Raw genomic sequence first — 16,810 nt, 5'->3', positions numbered from 1 at the left:
GTTAGATCGGCTCTGCTTCGGCGACGGTAGAACCACCCATCAGGACATCGGATGCGTCAACGAGTTCGACGGACTGGATGCCGGTGATCGTGAAGTGCCGCGGCTCTTCGCGGTTGATGCAGAGGGCCAGCAGGTTTTGTTTTTTTGCGATCCAGCGGATGGGGCTGATGAGGCGCTTGGTCCGTTTGCCGTCGCGATCTTGGTAGATGATGCGGCACGCCCAGCGATCGGGGTCTTGCATCGCCAGCGACAACTTCTGTCTGGTCGTCAGAGGTCGTTTGGTTTTGCTCGCATCTCGTCGCTCGCTACTTGCAACTTTGCCCATCAGATTCTCTCCGCGTCGGGGGCGAAACCGGCGGCGACGAGGGCTCGCTCGAGCTCGGGACGGATTTGGTCGTCGCTTAGGCCGGCTCGCCGGCGGGGACGGACGACCCGCATGAAGACGTCGTTGGCTGTCTGCGCCCGCGGCGGCGGGGCTTTGGGTGTCTCGACCGGCCAGCCGTCTGATGGCGGTAGCGACGGATGGGCGCGGCGCAGTCGCCAGTAGAGGGCTCCAGCGGTCACACGGGAGCCGAGGCAGTGAAAATGGCCGACCAGATCGAGAACGTGTCGAGGTCCGACTCCGTTTCGCTGGGCGTCCCGCAGGGCGCGGGTCCAGTCTCCCAACAATCCACACAAAACCGCCTCCACCTCCCCCCACGACGCCTGGGGTGCCGCGACGTCTTCGCTCCGACGAGGCCCGTCGGACGATTTGGGGGAAGGAGGGGGAAGGTTTCTTTTACGCTTCCTTACGCTTCGTCGGACATTGTGTCCGGGGTTCCTGTCAGAGTGTCCGGGGTCGTTGTCAAACTGTCCGGGGTCCGCGGACGAAAGTCCGGGGTTCGGGGAAGGAGTTTCAGGTTTCAGGTTCCGAGTTTCAAGTTGTTGGTTTGTGGGGTGATGCGTGTCGGAGTTGTTTGACTTGGAAGTTGGAACTTGAGACTTGGAACTTGTCTTGAGACTGATTTCGCCCCAGTTGATTCGGCAGCGTGGGGATTTGCCGGCGGCGCGGTCGATGATCAACATCTCGATCGACTCGAGGTAGCCGATCGCGCGGCGGACCGTGCGCTCGGATCGGTTGATCTCCGCGCCGATCGTGGTTGCCGATGCCCAGCATTGGCCCGTCGTTCGACCGTGGGCTTCGATCGCGCGCAAGACGCTCTTGGCCGTCGCGCCGCTGACGCGGACCGATGCCCGGCCGTCGTGGACGCTGCCCGATGCAAGCGGCAACGCGTCCAACAACGCCAGGCGGTCGCCTCGGTCGAAGTCGAATTCGGGTTGATGGGGTGGAGGTGGCACGGGTTTGGTGGTGGTGGTGATTTGCCTGAGTTGGTATGAGTTGGTATGAGTTGGCCTGTTTTTTTGCCTGAGTTAGTCTGAATTTGGGGTTGATGAGTACTGAGTTGCCTGAGTGGGATTGAGTTGGGATGGCCCGGACCCTTACGTGTCGCGGCTGATGTCAATCGGTTGGTTTCACTCTTCACACTTCTGACTTCAAACTTCCATAGTTCTCCCCTCGCTTCGCTCGACCCTCCTGGGAGGAGGGTTACTTCTCGACGTTACCGAGAGCGATGCTGCCGCCGTGGCGGAAGAGGTGTTGTTCGAGCATGGCGCTGGCCCATTCGTCTTCGGCGCGGGCGAGTTCGTCGGTGCCTTCCAGCCCCAAGTACTCGGCGATCAGGAAGTTGGCCCGGCGCTCTTTCATCGAGACGCGGTGCAGGGCTTCTTCCTTGGACGATGCGGTGACGACGATCAACGCGATGTATCCTCCGGCCGATTCTTCCAGGCCGGCGTGGATGCCGAACACGAGTCGTCGGTTGTCGCCATCGCTTCGCTGGTCGGATGACGGCTTGGGTTCGCTCTTGGGTTGCGTCTTCGGTGGGTCGGCGAGCTCTAACATGGTGCTTCGTCTCCTTCCAGCCGTTCCCAGCGGATTTGGGGATCCATTTGGTCGATGCGCTGCCACAATCCGCCGCCGAGCGGCTGGCAGAGCAAGATGTCTTGATCGGGATCCAACCGCACCAGCACCTTCACCGGCTTGGTTCGATGCTGCGTCAGCCGGTACCAGTTGCCGTCATCGATCCGGTCGCCGCGTTGGTCGCGCGGCGTTTGCGGATTCGTGATCGCATCGGGAAGTTCATTCACCATCATTGTTTTCCACCACATACCAGGTCACACATTGCGATCCCTTCGCGCCACACAACCGCCGCTTCCCGCGGCGGAGTAAACCCTTGTTTGCCAGTCCGCCCAATCGCTTGCTGATCCGGCGATCATTCGTTCCGTCGATCTTGTCCAGTTCGTATCCCGTCCGTCCCGGATACGCCTCCACCAACTCCATCGCCGCCGCTTCGTCGGTCGCAAACTTGCCGGCGGAGATCAACGTGTCGGCCGCCAGCTTGCTGGTCGCCGGATGCGACGCACGAGCCAAGTTCGATGCCACAGCCCGCGCATCCGCCGCCGGCGATTGGCACGGACCGTTCGACGATCCATTCGCATCGGCAATCGGATCGCCAAACAGCGACGGCTGGTCACGAAACTTCTGATCGCGTCGCATCACCAATCACCCCAATGCTCGAAAAAGGCATCCGTGCCCGGCGCATCCTGCGATCGCTCCGTCGTGTCTTGTTCATCGCCGTTGATTCGCGGTGCATGGCCGATCACGAACAGCACCACGATCAGGGATCCCATCCAAACGCTGGCAAGTCCGAGCAGCAGTGCGAGACCGATCATGCCATCACCTTCATCGGGTTGAATCCGAGCGTGATGCAGAGCACGACCGCGGCATCGCGAGAAACGATGGCATGGATCCCAAAGCGTTTGACGGCCCACATCTGATCGATGTCGACATACCCGCGCCGCGCCAAATGAATCACCTGCGCCGGCACCAGCCCCATCCGCTTCGCCAAATCCAAAATCGAAAACGCTTCCATGTCCACCGCTCCTATCGTGTTGCCAAAATCTGTGATTGACATCGAACATCAATCACGTCGCATGGCAGAACTCTAGAGCGGAAAAAACGAGGTTCCAGAGCGGTGACCGGCTCGAATGAAACGAAGCAGGTTGACCGAGGCTAGGGGCAGGCTGGCGGTGGCTGGCCGAGGAAAATGATTTGGATTTTTCGTTGGCCGATCGTTAATCCAGCGCACGAAAAAGCCCTCGCACGATCGCTCATGCGAGGGCACAAATTTGGTCACCAGTTTGGTCACCTATTTGGTCACCACTTTGGTCACCAAAACTCGATTTTTGGTCAAAAGCGCCGAAGCAAAACCTCAAAAACCAATGGTTTTAGAAGGGTCACCGAGGCTGATTGACGGCTTACCGAGGCAAGAGTGATTCAAAATCCAGTTCCCGCAAGGGAGTGAGGGTTCGAGTCCCTCCTTCGGTACTCCATCGTCTCGTCGGGTTCTGTTTGCTTCGACGGCGCCGGTCAAGGTGACTTTGTCTTGCCAGTGCCTGCTCCATAAACATGGGCGCGAAGCGATGTCAGACAGACGATCACCTTCCTGCCATCCGGCGAAACGAGCACCACGTTTCCGGGAACCATCGCGTGATTCGTCGGCGGACGCAGCTCAAGCAACTGTCTTGCCGTAGGCAGATGCCAAATGCGAATGGCGCGATTGACGGCGACACTCACCAGTCGCTTCTGATCCGGGAAGAAAGCCAGATCATTGAGCCGCCCCGTTTCGCCTTCAAGTGTCATCACTCGCTTTCCCGTCGCAACATTCCATAACTTGATGCCCCTCAAGTCGTCGGCGGCGGCGAGTGTCTTGTGGTCGGGCGCGAAACAGAGCGCATTCACAGAGCCTCCGGACGAGGGCAAGACGCGTGCCAACACGCGCTGACGTAAATCCCAAATCTCGATCGTGTCTTCCGGCTTGGCTCCCAAAGCAAACCAACGTCCGTCGTCCGACATGGCGACCGCGTTGCAGCGCCGATCCGGCAAGCCTTCGACCCGCTCGAGCGACGGAAGATCGAACCAGTGCAAGCCCCGATCGGTCCACGCGCAGAGAAGCTCGTCGCCTCCCGAAACGACGAGTCCCAGGATCGGAGAGTCGATCGATTCGATCCGCCGTTGCGTCTTCAGACGCTTCGCATCGAGCTGATCGATCTTTCCCGACAGGTACCCCAGGAACAGACTGCCGCCGTCACGCGTGGCACCCATCGAGAAGACTCGCTCGGCCGCCGTCACATGCATCAACTCGCTGTTGGTCGCATAATCCCACTTGCGAAGGATCGCCGGCACAGAGGCGTCCGCGGTCACGAATGTCGCGTCATCGAGGTGTGAGATTTTTTCGATGCGGAATCCCCGACCGAGTGGTGCGACGTTGGATTCGATCACATCGTTGATCGCCCAGACCTTCACGACGCCGTCTTTGGACGCGGTCGCGAGAAACTCGCCATCGGATGAAAACGAAATCGATCGGATTTTGTCGCCATGACCGCACCAACTGATCGGCGTGATCGGGTGACCGGCCCAAGGCGGAGTTGCCGAGCCATTGATCGGCCAAAAACGGATCACGCCGGCGCGATCGCCATCGGCCGCCCAGCGTCCCGTCGGATCGAAAGCCACCGACTCCACCGGATCCAAATGTGGTGACACGCTCGTCGCCGAGCGATCGGTCGGTGGGAAGACGAGCGTCCCTTCGTGCAGCGTTCCAACGCTCAACCACCTTGCGTCCGGCGAGAGGCCGACACTGGTGAAGCGATACGGCGATTCGAGGACCTGAAGCTGCTCCATCGCTTCACGCTCGCCCACTTCCCAAAGACGGAGCGTGCGATCACGGCTGACCGATGCCAACAATCGCCCGTCTCCCCCGATCGCGATTTCGTCGACGGATTTGAGGTGTCCCAAGAGTTCCCCCAGGCACGCTCCCGTTTCAGAATCCCAAACCCGGATCACCCCATCGGCTCCTCCGGTAAATAAAGACGCGCCGTCGGGTGAAAACAAGATCGTATTGGTCTGTCCCTGATGAGCTTCGATCAACCTAAGCTGCTCACCCGAGTCGCAAGCACGAATGACAACGCTACCGTCGGCATGCGCCGTCGCGATCGTCCCGCTGTCGGGCGAGAACGCAAGACTCGCCACCTCGCCGAACCCGACAAACCGCGTCGAATGGTTGTCGAGGGTCTTCGCATCATAGAGCCGCAAGAAGCCATCATTGCCGCAGGTCGCCAGCCATCGACCGTCGCTGGAAAAGCGAACGCAATTCACGGGAGCGAAGCTGTCGTTGATCTGCCGGCACTCCAACTCGGCGGCGCGCTTGAGCACCTGCCACTCAAACCCCGGAGTTTCGCCCGAATGGGGATCTGGTCGATGTCGTTCGACGAGGCGACGGAGTTGACGGACATCTCCGTCGGCCAACGCACGTCCGGCCAATCGCATGTCCGACGCGTACGCCAACTGCTCGGCGTACCGTCGACTCGCTTCGGCCCTTACCAACGATTCTTTCAACGTGGCGTTGACCGCTGTCACCCGCGCATCACGATTGAGCAGCGTGGCGTAAACGATCGAAGCGGCAATCAGCACCGTCGCGGCAAGCGTTGCAAGCGTCGGATGACAGCGGATCCATCGCCAGAGCGTCCGCCCCGGCCCCGAACGACGCGCGGTGACCGCTTCGTGCCGCAGGAATCTCTCGAGGTCCAGCGCGAGATCCGACGGGGTCGCATATCGCTTCGCCGGTGTCTTTTCCAAACACTTCATCGTGATCGCTTCCAGATCACGCGGTACCTCCCGGTTGCGTTTTCGAACCGAATCGGGAACCGACTGGCTGATCATCGTCATGAATTCGACGTGGTCGTCTGACCGCAGCGGCACCGACTTGGTGAGCAGCTCATACAGCGTCACGCCCAGCGAATAGACTTCGGCCGACGAATCGACTTCGGCGTTTCCGCGAGCTTGTTCCGGAGCCATGTAGCACGGCGTTCCGACCATCGTCCCCGTCGCGGTCCCGTTTCCGTCTTGTTGATCGAAGACTTTGGCGAGCCCGAAGTCGGATAACAGCACCGTGTAGGGAAACCCTCCGTGACCGTCTTCGCGTGGCTGCAACAGGACGTTGGACGGTTTGATGTCGCGGTGCAAGACGCCTTGATCGTTGGCGTGCTGGGCGGCCTTGGCCAGGCGGGTCACGATTTCGGCGGCCGTCCGCGGCTCCATCGGTTCGTCCCGGCCGGCGAGCCACTCGGCCAGATTCGGCCCCTCGCAGTATTCCCGAGCGATGAAGAATTCGAAGTTGTCCGCCTTGGCATCCAGCACGGGGACGATGTTGGGATGGTGCAACCGCGACAGGATCCGGGCTTCATTAAGAAAGCGATTCAGTCGCGGCTCGGACAGCAGCACTTCGGGCTTGGGGATCTTCAGCGCGACGTCGCGCTGGAGTAAGTCGTCTCGCGCCCGATAAACAGACGCAAAGGTTCCCTCGCCGAGCAACTCGACCAGTGTGAATCGTCCGAGCCGGATGGCGTCACCGTCGGCCTGGAAACCGGTCAGCACGGCCCGGAAACTCGAGGGGAACGATCGATCACCGTCGTCGGAAAAAGCTTCACTGAGCCGCTCGAAAGCTCGGCGGACCGAGGATTCGGAATCGAATCCCACTTCCGGTATCGCTTGTGTCGAATCATCAAGGGTCATTCCGAACCGCCGATTAGTCTACGTCACAATACTCGAGCTCGTCCGCCAGGATTGCCTCGAGTTCTCGCAGCGCCACATACCATCGCTTGCGAACCGTTTCGTGCGAAACGCCGAGTCGTCGACCGATCTCGGCAAACGAAAGGCCCTCGCGATAGTGCAGCAGAACGATGCGGCGCGAGGACTCTTCGAGCCGGTTGACGTGAACGATCAACCGACTCATCCGCCGTTCGCGCGGCGCAGAGGTCGCGGCGACCAGCATCTGCGTCGGTGCAGCGTCGAGCGGTTGTTCGGCGACGACGTTTCGTTTCGCCGAGGTGACGTAGGCGCGCTGCACGTCGACCATCCGGTGTTTCAGGATCGCCACGATCCACCGCAGCAATTCTCGTTCGCTCTTCCCCTGGAAGTGACGAAGGTGGGTGGTCGCGCGGAGGGTCGCATCCTGAACCAGATCCGACCCGCTGCATTTGGGGCGAATGCGGCTGTCGACCAGGTCGTTGGCGACGCTGAGCATGTAAGGCCGCAGCCGCTGCAGCAATTCACCGAGTGCATCATCGCACCCGTCGCGAGCCTCCGCCGCCAGCCGTTCAAAGGAAACCGTGCCACTCATGATTTCGCGCCACCCGAATTGAATCGTCAAAGAAGTGAACGCCCCCTCACTGAACAGACGATATCACCCCGATCAGGTGGATTCAAGCTTCCGCGCAGGAAACCGACCACATTCGCGGTTTCTGCGAGGCGGAATGGATTAATCGAGAGAAAACCGAAAAAAGCAGTTGTGGTTCGCGGGTGTTTTTTCGTTAGCGAGAAATTCGTGCTGATGACTTTACTTTTCCCTGCTGCGTTGGTGCGCAGAACTTTCGCCGGCGCTTCGCGGGAGGAAGTTTTGGGCAGGAAGATGGAGGCAGGAAAATTCGAGCGAAAGAGGGAAATAGCGCGGAGTCCTGTGTCACGCACTGCGCGAGAGATCAATTGCTTCGATGCTTCGCCGGATGATTTCTGAAAAGGTGGTTGTGGGTGAGGGTGTGTTTTCGTTTAGACGAATGGAAGGTAGTGGCCTAGATGAAATCTGCACGGCAGGTTGAAACATCGAGCAGGCCTGAGTCCTTTCTATGTACGCGAAGCAATCCACAAGAGGACACTCAAACCGATGTTCAACAGATCCATTCTAAGATACTCAGCTCTTGCCCTTCTTTTTGCCACGGCGTTCAATGTGGATCGCTTGGATGCGGGTGTCATCTATGACGAGGCAGTGGACGGGGATTTGCCAACCGGTAGCTTTTTTGACCTGGGGGTCCTCAGTGTTGGTACGAACACGATTCTTGGAAATAACAGCGGAAGTGATTTTGACGATTTCAAATTTGAAATTGCTTCGGGTACGCAGCTTGCATCCGGAACATTTACTTTCCTTGAAGATTCTCTCTCATTCATGCGTTTTCAAGTACCCGATGGAGGATTCTATCTCAACTTAAATCGCGGTGCCGCTACAGGAACGGTCAGTTTTAATCTATCTGACACAGCGAGATCGCTAGCCAGTCCCTTTCCGCTCATTGATCCCACACCGCTTCCGGCCGGGTCCTACGAGTGGGACAACGACGGAAAATCTGGCGGAGGTGACTATCGCATCGACTTCGTTGTTCAATCGACTTCTGGCAGTCCTCCTGGAGTAGTTCCTGAACCCTCGTCTTTCATGCTTTGGGGATGCGCCGCATTCCTTGGGCTGGCCAGAAATCGCCGTCGCCGTGATTGAGAATCACAATGGTTGGGGAAGGAGCGGGCCGTCAAGTGATAGGCGTTGTGCCTCTAATGAGTAGCCTTGATGATCACATTGGGTGGTAGCGACCTGCGGCTTGTTTTGTTGGCGGGATGGATGAGAAGGGATCTGAATCGCAGTGGAGTACCGAGGCGTTTTATTTCGCTTTGCTTTCGCGCCCAGGTGATCGATCCGCCGCGAGTGACGATAATTCATCCGGCTAACGTGTAACACCGCCAAGTCGGGCTTTGTCTTGGTAACGTTGTGTGGACTCGCAGAACCGGGGCTAGCGCCCTTTCGGCTGATTGTGTTGCGGAACTGGTGCGGGCGGCTGGCAGTTAGTTTGCGGAGGTTAGGGCTTGTCGCGATGTTTTTGGTCTTGGGCTTCTTGGACGTAGCGGATGGCTTGTTCCAAACCTGCTTCGGTGTTGATGCACTTTTAATCGCCTCCGACAGACCAGACCGGCCGATCCCTGAACTCCGCTGACAACTGCCGGAGTTTTCGTGTGGCATTCGCCTTGAGTTGATCACGCACGGTTCGGCCCGAGTATCCGTCCGCCGTGACGACAACATGAACGTGATTGGAACGTGCATTACAACTCCAGTTTCTCCAGACACGATGGTCGCAATGCTCTTGAATCGCCAATTCAACGGCTTCGCGATGTGCCCCGGTCAACAGAATCACGCTGTGGTTCAAGCGGTCGCGATGCCACTGTTCGAGCAAGGGCTGCGGCTTTTGTTCTCCACGAGTTCGTTTATTCCACCATCGCGAATCACCTTGAAGGAACGTTCCATAAACCGTCCAGGTGATGAAAAATGAAATCGGTTCGTCTGTTGACATGGATCTCGTCTCGCTTGAACAGAGCTCTTCCGCCGAACGCCACCTTCATCAGCCGCACGGCGCTAGCCGCGGTTCTTGCAGTAACTCGTGGGAACCGCGGCTAGCGGCCTGTCGGTTTAGTGTATCCACAAAACGAGGGGAGGTGGCTTAGTAGGCATCGTCACGATGTTTGCTATTCTTGGCGGATCGTCGTCGCGATTCACTTCTCACGCAGGGAGGCTTGCCCAGTGAGCCAGAGACAACCCAAGACCAGCTATTGGCAGGAAGCTCCTACACCACGCGGGCAACTGGTCCTCATTCCCACCGCCCTGGAGGAACTCATCCCTCAGGATCATCCCGTTCGCTTGGTCGACGAGATTCTCGATCAGATGGACTGGACTGATTGGGAGGCGGCCTACAACGGCGGATTCGGTCAGCCGCCGATCCATCCCAGCGTAATGGCAAAGATCCTGCTGTTTGCCATGATTCGGCGAATCCGATCCAGCCGGAACATTGAATACGAACTCAAGCATTCGATCGATTTTATCTGGCTTAGCAGCGGTCGCCGCATCGATCACAGCACGATCAGCGACTTCCGCCGAAACAATAGTGATGCAGTCAAAGGCATCTTCAAACAAATGGTCAAGCTGGCGATCAACCTGGGGATCGCCAATCTCTCGGAACTGTGCATCGACGGCACACGCATCCTGGCTGACGCCAACAAATACAAGACTTGGACGGCCAAACGATTAGCCAAAGCACTCGAAGAACTTGACGCGCAAATTGATGAGGCCCTGGAAACCTTCGAAGTCAACGACGCATGCGACGAAGATCTCATCGGCCAGGACGTTTCGGCGGACCGCCTCCCCGCCGCCGTCGCCAACTTGAAGTCACGCCGCTCACAACTGGCCGCTCATCTGGAGACGGTCAATGCGATGGACGAAGTCCGCAGGAAAAATGGGACGAAGGGCCCCGCCCAGTTACCCAAGACTGACACGGACAGTCGCATTCTTCCCAATAAGGAGGGTGGTTACGCAGCCAACTTTACTCCGATGGCGACGACCGAAACGCAGAGCGGCCTGATCGTTGCGGCGGACGTCTTGATCGGCAACGTCGAACACCACGAATTTGCCACCATCGTCGACTGTGTGGCCAACGACTTTGGAATTGACATTAAGCGAGTCATGGCTGACTCGGCTTACACGACGGGCAAAAACCTCACTGCGGCTGAGGAAAAACAGATCGAACTGATTGGCCCGCTTGCCGAAACCAATCGCGAGAACAACCCTGCCGAGCGTTCGGATTTGACTGAGCCCGTTGCCGCCGATCAGATTGATCAGTTGCCGGTTAATCCACAAACCAAACGATTTGACAAAGCAGCGTTTGTGTACGACGAAGCGAACGACTGCTATTACTGCCCGGCAGGCAAAGTGCTTTCACATCGGACGACCGAGAACACGACGCATGGCGACGGCTCTCCGGTGCAGCGAAAGGTTTACACCTGTTTTGAATGCGAGGGCTGCACGCTGGCTGGGCGTTGTCGCAAGAACGTGAAGCCAAAAGACGAGGCAAGCAGCAGCGAGGCATCGTCCCAGGAGTCCAGCGAAGCGACCTCGTCGGACAAGCGAGCGGGCAAGCGACGTGGTCGCAAGCCTGGCCCGCCACGTGGTCGCGAGACGATGCATGATGAGCATGAAGGAGCGCGACGTCGGCAGCGTGCGCGAATGGAAACGCCTGCAGCCAAAGAGGCTTACTCTCGTCGTCAGCATTTCGGTGAAACGCCTTTCGCCGTGATCAAGAGCACGCTTGATATGCGGCGATTCCTGCTTCGAGGTATCGCAGGTGTGAATCAAGAATGGCGCTGGGCGGCGACCGGATTCAATCTGAAGAAAATCATGAGTTACTTGGCGAAGCTGCGCGCCGCCGCGGCGACACAATCGCTCGGAACAGCAAACTAGGGGAGATAGGGGGCATTTCGAACGAAATCCGCCACAAGCGAACGCCACGATCCCGTCAACACGCTTACCAACGACTCTGGATGCCCCGCATAGCACCATAAAAGCCTCGTCCGGAACCAAAATCGAATCAACCGTCCCCAGGAACTAAATCGACAGGCCGCTAGCGCCGTGCGGCTAATACTAATGCAAGACTTGGCGCTGGGAACCGCGGCTAGCGCCGTGCGGCTAATGCTAATGCAAGACTTGGCGCTGGGAACCGCGGCTAGCGCCGTGCGGCTGATGCTAATGCAAGACTTGGCGCTGGAACCGCGGCTAGCGCCGTGCGGCTGATACTAATGCAAGACTTGGCGCTGGGAACCGCGGCTAGCGCCGTGCGGCTAATGCTAATGCAAGACTTGGCGCTGGGAACCGCGGCTAGCGCCGTGCGGCTAATGCTAATGCAAGACTTGGCGCTGGAACCGCGGCTAGCGCCGTGCGGCTGATGCTAATGCAAGACTTGGCGTTTGGAACCGCGGCTAGCGCCGTGCGGCTAGCGCATAGTTCGGCAGTCGTGCCCGACGGTTCGAGGGCGTCGCGGCGGACGCCCTTGTTTGCGTGTCAACGGGTGCTGGACGCGGTCGTTATTCCTCCAGTAGATCCAGGTCTCCGAAGATGTCGTCGAGGATGTTCCAGCGGGTGTTGCGGAGGGATTCGGTGTCGATGCTGAACGAACCGGCTTCGGCGTTGTAGATGCCGCCACCGAGTCCGTCGCCACGCCCGAAGAAGCGTCCGCCACGGCCTCCCCAAGCCGCGTTGAGTCGGATCTGGCTTCCGGTCAGCACCGTCGTGGCGTCGCCGTTGTAAATGCCGCCGCCGAGCCCGTCGCCTCCGTCGCCAGAGCGGCCGTGGCCCCTGCCGCCGACGGCCGCGTTGAACAACACGATCGCTTCATCGACGAGCGCCGTCGCACCGCCTTCACTTCCGATCGCACCGCCGAGTCCGTTGCCGCCGTCGCCGCCGCGTCCTCCGTTGCCGCCGACGGCACGGTTTCGCAACAGCAACGTGTCATTGACGCTTGCCGCAGGGATGAATGGGAACCCTTCGAAGGGTGACGCAACGGAGGTGTCCAACAGCGACAGCCCGATGCCGCCGCCGAGTCCGTTGCCGCCATCACCTCCGCGACCACCGTTGCCACCTTTGGCAGCGTTGCCGACGAACACGCCTGCGTCGATCTGCAAGCTGGCGCCGGCGAGCGCCGCGACGCCTCCGCCGACCCCACTTCCGCCGTCACCGCCGCGCCTGCCGCCTTGTCCGCCTTGAGCGGTGTTGCGGCGGAAGTCGTTGTCGGTCAGTTCACCGGCATCGGGGAAGAACGAGATGCTTGCCGCGACGGCACCACCGTAGCCGTTTCCGCCGTCACCTTCACCGCTTCCCGCACCACCGCGGGCACGGTTGTTCGAAAAGTCGCTGCCTTCGACGAACACCCGCGCGTCTTGACCGGGCACGGCGACTTCGGGAACGACGAAGGGGCTGAAGTCGTCCGAGAAGATCGCACCGCCGACGCCCGGACCGCCGGCGTTGTTACCGACTCCCTCGCCACCGATCGCCTGGTTCCGTTTGAAACTGCTGTCAAGGACGAACAAGTCGCTCGCCAAGTTAAAGATCCCGCCTCCCATGCCGAAGCCCGCAAAGACTTCGAAGGGCACGGCGGCTTCGGGATCATTCTGTATCGCTTCGGCGACGTTGCGGGTGAACTTGCTGTCGGTGACCACCGCCGCGGCCGAACGGGTGCCGGTGCCGTCGGGCGTCGGACCGACGTCTTGAGTGATCGCGCCACCGGCGGCGACGTTGATGGCGACGGCACGGTTTCCGACGAAGGAACTTTCATTGACGGAAATCGTTCCGCCGAACTCGTTGGCGATGGCTCCGCCGGCGGCCAACGGGGAGGATTCGATTCCGGCCTGGTTGTGCGTCATGCTGACCGATTCCAAGACCAGATCGCCGCCACGATTGTAGATGCCTCCGCCGAAGGCGAATGCGGGGAATCCGAGTGCGGTCGGAATGCCGGGTGCATCGCCGGCCAGTCCGTTTGCGATCGTCAGGTCATGGATCTCGACCGCGGGCCGCACATCGGGTAGTGCACCGAACGGAACGTCGAGTGGGTAGGGATCGATCGAAAAGACTCGGGAGTCGTGTTCGCCGCTGACCTTCAGCTCACGGGCGCCCGGACCCAGGATCGTGAGGTCGTCCTGGATGACCAGCTGGCTTTCCAAGGCGATCTTGCCGCTGACATCCTCGGCGAATTCGATGGTGTCGATCCCGGGGGTGTCGTTCGCCTCTTCGATCGCTTCGCGTAACGATCCGGGCCCGTCATCGGCGAGTGTCGTCACCTCAAATACGCTACCGACGGGATACGAGATGCTGCCTTCACCGGTCCAACTGTAGTCGAACGGAACCGTAAACCCGGTCGGCAGCGGCACACCCGAGAACGGCTCGGTCACCGCGATCATGGTGAAGCTGCCGTCGGTGTATTTCGCGAACCGCCCGGTGCTCTCTCCGGGAACGAGCGTGAACTCAGCGACAAACTCCACGACGATGTTGCCGTCGGCTTGCGGCGTGATCGAGAAGACGCCGGGGGCTTCGGCGCCGTAGTCGAAAACGATCTTGTCACCGTTGGAAGCGGTGAACTCGAAGGGGGCATCGCTTTTGAACGTGCCAGTCGGTGCAAGCGGGACGTATTCCACGATTTCGAATGACGCGGATCCGGAATACTCGCCCAACCGCGTGGCCTGTCCGGTGGCAAAGTGTTCGGCCGACACTCCGGGGAACAGCGGAATGCCGCCAGGCGCCGGACCGCCCCCGTTGACTTCGAAGGGAACCACATGCAATCCGGATTCGGCCGCTCCCGCAATCAACGGGTTGGCACTGAGCACCATCCGTGGCTCCAGGTTCTCAGGTCGGAGGGCACGGTTTCGGACACGTTGACGCTGCAGTCTCATAGCTCGATCCTCTGGAGGGTGGGGGGGGTGGTGCACCCTGAGTATAGTGGGTACCCCCAAGGACGTGTTTTCGACTAGCCCTGCAAGCGAAAAATGGCCCGAATCACGAGTTTTTCCAATGACTGGCTGAAGCAAAGCTCGCGTGAGCGTTGGATCGGTGTGGTTCTGGCATCGCCGGACCGAATCGTCGTTCAATTCGAACCGGCTGATGTCAAACGAATATCAGGCGTTGGGCATTTACGGAACCAGCGGAGAAGAGTTGTCCACGAATGGCACGAATAACACGAATGAATGTGCTGCGGCAGAACTGGCGTCGGTCAGCAGCGCGAACGAATTGCGATCGATCCGCGCGTGCGGAGGAACGGGGATCGATCTCCGTCAGTCGTTCAACACGACATCAATTTCTCGCGTCGAGGCAATGTCTTCATTCCGGAGCGATCACGGCGAGTAGCCGGAGGTCAGCGCCACCTCCGGCCCACGTCCCGTCCCCACTCCACGACCCCGGACGGGCAACGCTGTGAAGCATTTATTCCCTGCGTTTGACGAGGTGTTACCGGCAGGGCGCAAGCCCTCCGGTCGCTCCTCGTTCCCGAAGCACCGGAGGGCTCGCGCCCTACCGCTAAAAATGCTTCACAGCGTTGCCGGACGGGATCGCAGCGAGGTCCAGCCCCCGCGCTCACTGCGTCCGCTCTCCTTCTCCAAACCGTCTGCTTCCGAAGTCTCTTGCACGCAGTTCATCGGCGTCATCCACGCGCCGAGATAGCTCGCGACGCCGCCTCGCTAAGGCCGCTGTTCTGCCCCGCTCGCATCACGCTTCATCGGACAGGAATCGTCGCCTCGCTGCGAACACGTCTTGGCAGAATGATGTTCAGGGCATCCCCAGAAACGTCGAGGCAAAAAGTATTCTGAGATAGTTCGGCATTTTGACGTAACATTTGGCCCGCTGCAACGAGAACGGTCGTATGGGAAGGCCTTTGCGCGGGGATCGGTCTGTTCAACTCATGCGATTCTGTCCTCTCAGCAGTGCAGGTGATGTTGCTATGCCCCAGAGTAAGCTGCCGAAAGTTGCGTTGATTGACCTCGACCAAGCCGACTCGTTGCTCTTGAACTGTGCCAGCGCGTTAGCGATTGATCGTCACACCAGCAGTAAGTGGGTCAAGGACGACGACACGATTGCCGAAAAGCTGGTCAATGGTATCGGCTGGGTACTGCAAAAGGAGCCGTTGGGGCATCGCGAATTGGTGTTTCTTGATAGCCAGGTGGCCTCCACCACACGTCAGTACTACAAGATCAAGACGACGGGTTTTTTGCGGGCGGCACTGAGCGGTCCGGCGGTGTTGGCCAAGTACATGAAGGAACTTGAGCGACAAACCGCCGGCGCACGTTCCAATGTGCAATTTAAAGCAAAGTCGGTCGCTGAAACCAACGAGATGGTCAAAGACGTTCTCGAACGCAGCCGACGCCGGGCCAACGTCGTCAAGGTTGCCGCCAATGCAAGTTTTTGCGTCGGACTTTCGTTCGTCGCGGCTCCAGTGCTGGTGCTGACCGTTGCAGGTTCGTCTTATGGATTGAGTTGCGCGTTCGCTTCTGCGCTGGGAGAGGTCAGCAAGTCGCAGGTCCTCGCATGGACATCATCAGCATTGACCAACGGCGGCGTTTCGTACTTGGTAAACAAGTCACAGAGTAAAGCCGCAGAAAAGATGACGAAAAAGGCAACGGACCTGTTGAACAACTCCATCAAGAAGACGGCGGAAGTGGAAACGAGACACGCGAGCCGAGTCGGCAATTACATGAAGCAAAACGCCGGCGGCACGTTGACGAATCGCCAAGCAAAAAACGTTGCCCGAAGTTCACTGAAAGTTGCCACCCAGCAAGCTGAGAAGAAGGTGGCTCAAGGAACGCTGATTCGTGCGACGACCAAGGCACGCATTCTGACCGGAGGCTTGGCAGCCGGAATCGGCCTGTTTTTCATGCGTGACGAACTCAAAGCAGGGTTCAAAGACTTGACTGACGAAATCAAGGATCTGTCGAAGGAACGCTCAAAGAAGAAATAACCGATCAGTTGTCTCGGATGGTTCAGTCTCGCCATCATGGTAGAGGCAGGGCCGAGAATGCCGATAGTCGCCAATTCAAGGTCTGGGGGAATCGAACCTACGCCGAGACGATTCGACTGAAAGACCAGTTTCCAAAGCAGTATCAGATTTTGTCGGAGATGGATCCACAAAACTTGGGCGGCAAGGTTCCGACGCTCGAGCTTAATGACCTGCAGTCTGACTCCGCCGAATCGAAAGACTTGCCAGCCGTCGGGCTGAACGATGGTGCTTTTTGGTATCGGTTCCGCACCGGATCCGAGTAAGCCAGCATCACGTTGGGACGTCGATTGTATTACTGACGAATTTCTCGCCGTACCGCGTTGTGCGAACGACTCGCGAGCGACAACCGCTCCTGCGGCCCGCACGCCAGCGGCGTGCCACATCAAAGCTTGGGGTCGCGCCCGCGCACCCCAAGTTCCTGTCGCCAACAGGCCGCCAACCCCAACGGGGTTGAGCAGAGCAACACGGTTCGCCTGGTTCACGCCGCCGTTTGCGCACCCCGGATTGTGCCGCGCCGTTTGTTGAACCCCGCTGGGGTTCCCCT

The 16,810-nt window shown here is 59.2% G+C and carries 15 protein-coding genes; 4 read left to right on the top strand and 11 right to left on the bottom strand.

Features of this window, described 5'->3' with window-relative positions:
* Window position 1 precedes the first annotated feature (1 nt).
* The 9 genes from TBK1r_RS18840 to TBK1r_RS18805 all read right to left on the bottom strand — a co-directional run bounded on the left by TBK1r_RS18840 (window position 2) and on the right by TBK1r_RS18805 (window position 7,274).
* The gene (locus TBK1r_RS18840) at window positions 2-325 is read right to left on the bottom strand and encodes a WYL domain-containing protein (RefSeq protein WP_145213942.1); all 324 of its coding nucleotides are present in this window, start codon (window positions 323-325) and stop codon (window positions 2-4) included.
* On the bottom strand, window positions 325-1,338 hold the full coding sequence (locus TBK1r_RS18835) for a helix-turn-helix domain-containing protein (RefSeq protein WP_145213939.1): 1,014 nt from the start codon (window positions 1,336-1,338) through the stop codon (window positions 325-327). The genes TBK1r_RS18840 and TBK1r_RS18835 overlap by 1 nt, the downstream gene beginning before the upstream one ends.
* A gap of 247 nt (window positions 1,339-1,585) precedes the next feature.
* On the bottom strand, window positions 1,586-1,939 hold the full coding sequence (locus TBK1r_RS18830) for a hypothetical protein (RefSeq protein WP_145213936.1): 354 nt from the start codon (window positions 1,937-1,939) through the stop codon (window positions 1,586-1,588).
* Window positions 1,933-2,190: a hypothetical protein gene (locus TBK1r_RS18825; RefSeq protein WP_145213933.1), complete on the bottom strand. Its 258-nt coding sequence runs from the start codon at window positions 2,188-2,190 to the stop codon at window positions 1,933-1,935. Before TBK1r_RS18825 ends, TBK1r_RS18830 begins: the two co-directional genes overlap by 7 nt.
* Entirely contained in the window at window positions 2,177-2,593 is a 417-nt protein-coding gene (locus TBK1r_RS18820; protein WP_145213930.1) for a hypothetical protein, read from the bottom strand. The genes TBK1r_RS18825 and TBK1r_RS18820 overlap by 14 nt, the downstream gene beginning before the upstream one ends.
* Window positions 2,593-2,769, bottom strand: a complete 177-nt coding sequence (locus TBK1r_RS38670; protein ID WP_419580135.1) for a hypothetical protein — start codon at window positions 2,767-2,769, stop codon at window positions 2,593-2,595. The genes TBK1r_RS18820 and TBK1r_RS38670 overlap by 1 nt, the downstream gene beginning before the upstream one ends.
* Window positions 2,766-3,011: a hypothetical protein gene (locus TBK1r_RS18815; protein WP_145213927.1), complete on the bottom strand. Its 246-nt coding sequence runs from the start codon at window positions 3,009-3,011 to the stop codon at window positions 2,766-2,768. The genes TBK1r_RS38670 and TBK1r_RS18815 overlap by 4 nt, the downstream gene beginning before the upstream one ends.
* Before the next feature lie 455 nt (window positions 3,012-3,466).
* Window positions 3,467-6,667, bottom strand: coding sequence for a protein kinase domain-containing protein (locus TBK1r_RS18810; protein ID WP_145213924.1), 3,201 nt, complete (start codon window positions 6,665-6,667; stop codon window positions 3,467-3,469).
* A gap of 13 nt (window positions 6,668-6,680) precedes the next feature.
* Window positions 6,681-7,274, bottom strand: coding sequence for an RNA polymerase sigma factor (locus TBK1r_RS18805; protein WP_145213922.1), 594 nt, complete (start codon window positions 7,272-7,274; stop codon window positions 6,681-6,683).
* 540 nt (window positions 7,275-7,814) lie between these two features.
* Between TBK1r_RS18805 and TBK1r_RS18795 the strand changes: the two genes are divergently transcribed.
* The gene (locus TBK1r_RS18795) at window positions 7,815-8,414 is read left to right on the top strand and encodes a hypothetical protein (protein WP_145213916.1); all 600 of its coding nucleotides are present in this window, start codon (window positions 7,815-7,817) and stop codon (window positions 8,412-8,414) included.
* 442 nt (window positions 8,415-8,856) lie between these two features.
* Here the strand turns inward: TBK1r_RS18795 and TBK1r_RS18790 are convergent, their stop codons facing one another.
* Window positions 8,857-9,258 (bottom strand): hypothetical protein, encoded by a 402-nt coding sequence (locus tag TBK1r_RS18790; protein ID WP_419580134.1) that lies wholly within the window; start codon window positions 9,256-9,258, stop codon window positions 8,857-8,859.
* Window positions 9,259-9,485: 227 nt separating this feature from the next.
* Here TBK1r_RS18790 and TBK1r_RS18785 point away from each other — a divergent pair, with 227 nt between their 5' ends.
* The gene (locus TBK1r_RS18785; RefSeq protein WP_419580133.1) at window positions 9,486-11,195 is read left to right on the top strand and encodes an IS1182 family transposase; all 1,710 of its coding nucleotides are present in this window, start codon (window positions 9,486-9,488) and stop codon (window positions 11,193-11,195) included.
* A gap of 620 nt (window positions 11,196-11,815) precedes the next feature.
* Here TBK1r_RS18785 and TBK1r_RS18780 read toward each other — a convergent pair.
* Entirely contained in the window at window positions 11,816-14,173 is a 2,358-nt protein-coding gene (locus TBK1r_RS18780) for a hypothetical protein (RefSeq protein WP_145213913.1), read from the bottom strand.
* A 1,040-nt stretch (window positions 14,174-15,213) separates the two neighbouring features.
* Here TBK1r_RS18780 and TBK1r_RS18775 point away from each other — a divergent pair.
* Window positions 15,214-16,227, top strand: a complete 1,014-nt coding sequence (locus TBK1r_RS18775) for a hypothetical protein (protein ID WP_145213910.1) — start codon at window positions 15,214-15,216, stop codon at window positions 16,225-16,227.
* Between the two features lie 17 nt (window positions 16,228-16,244).
* Entirely contained in the window at window positions 16,245-16,529 is a 285-nt protein-coding gene (locus tag TBK1r_RS18770) for a hypothetical protein (protein WP_419580132.1), read from the top strand.
* Window positions 16,530-16,810 lie beyond the last annotated feature (281 nt).

This window comes from Stieleria magnilauensis, from assembly GCA_007753675.1.
Classification (GTDB): Bacteria; Planctomycetota; Planctomycetia; order Pirellulales; family Pirellulaceae; genus Stieleria; species Stieleria magnilauensis.
This window is presented reverse-complemented; position numbering and strand designations above follow the sequence as displayed.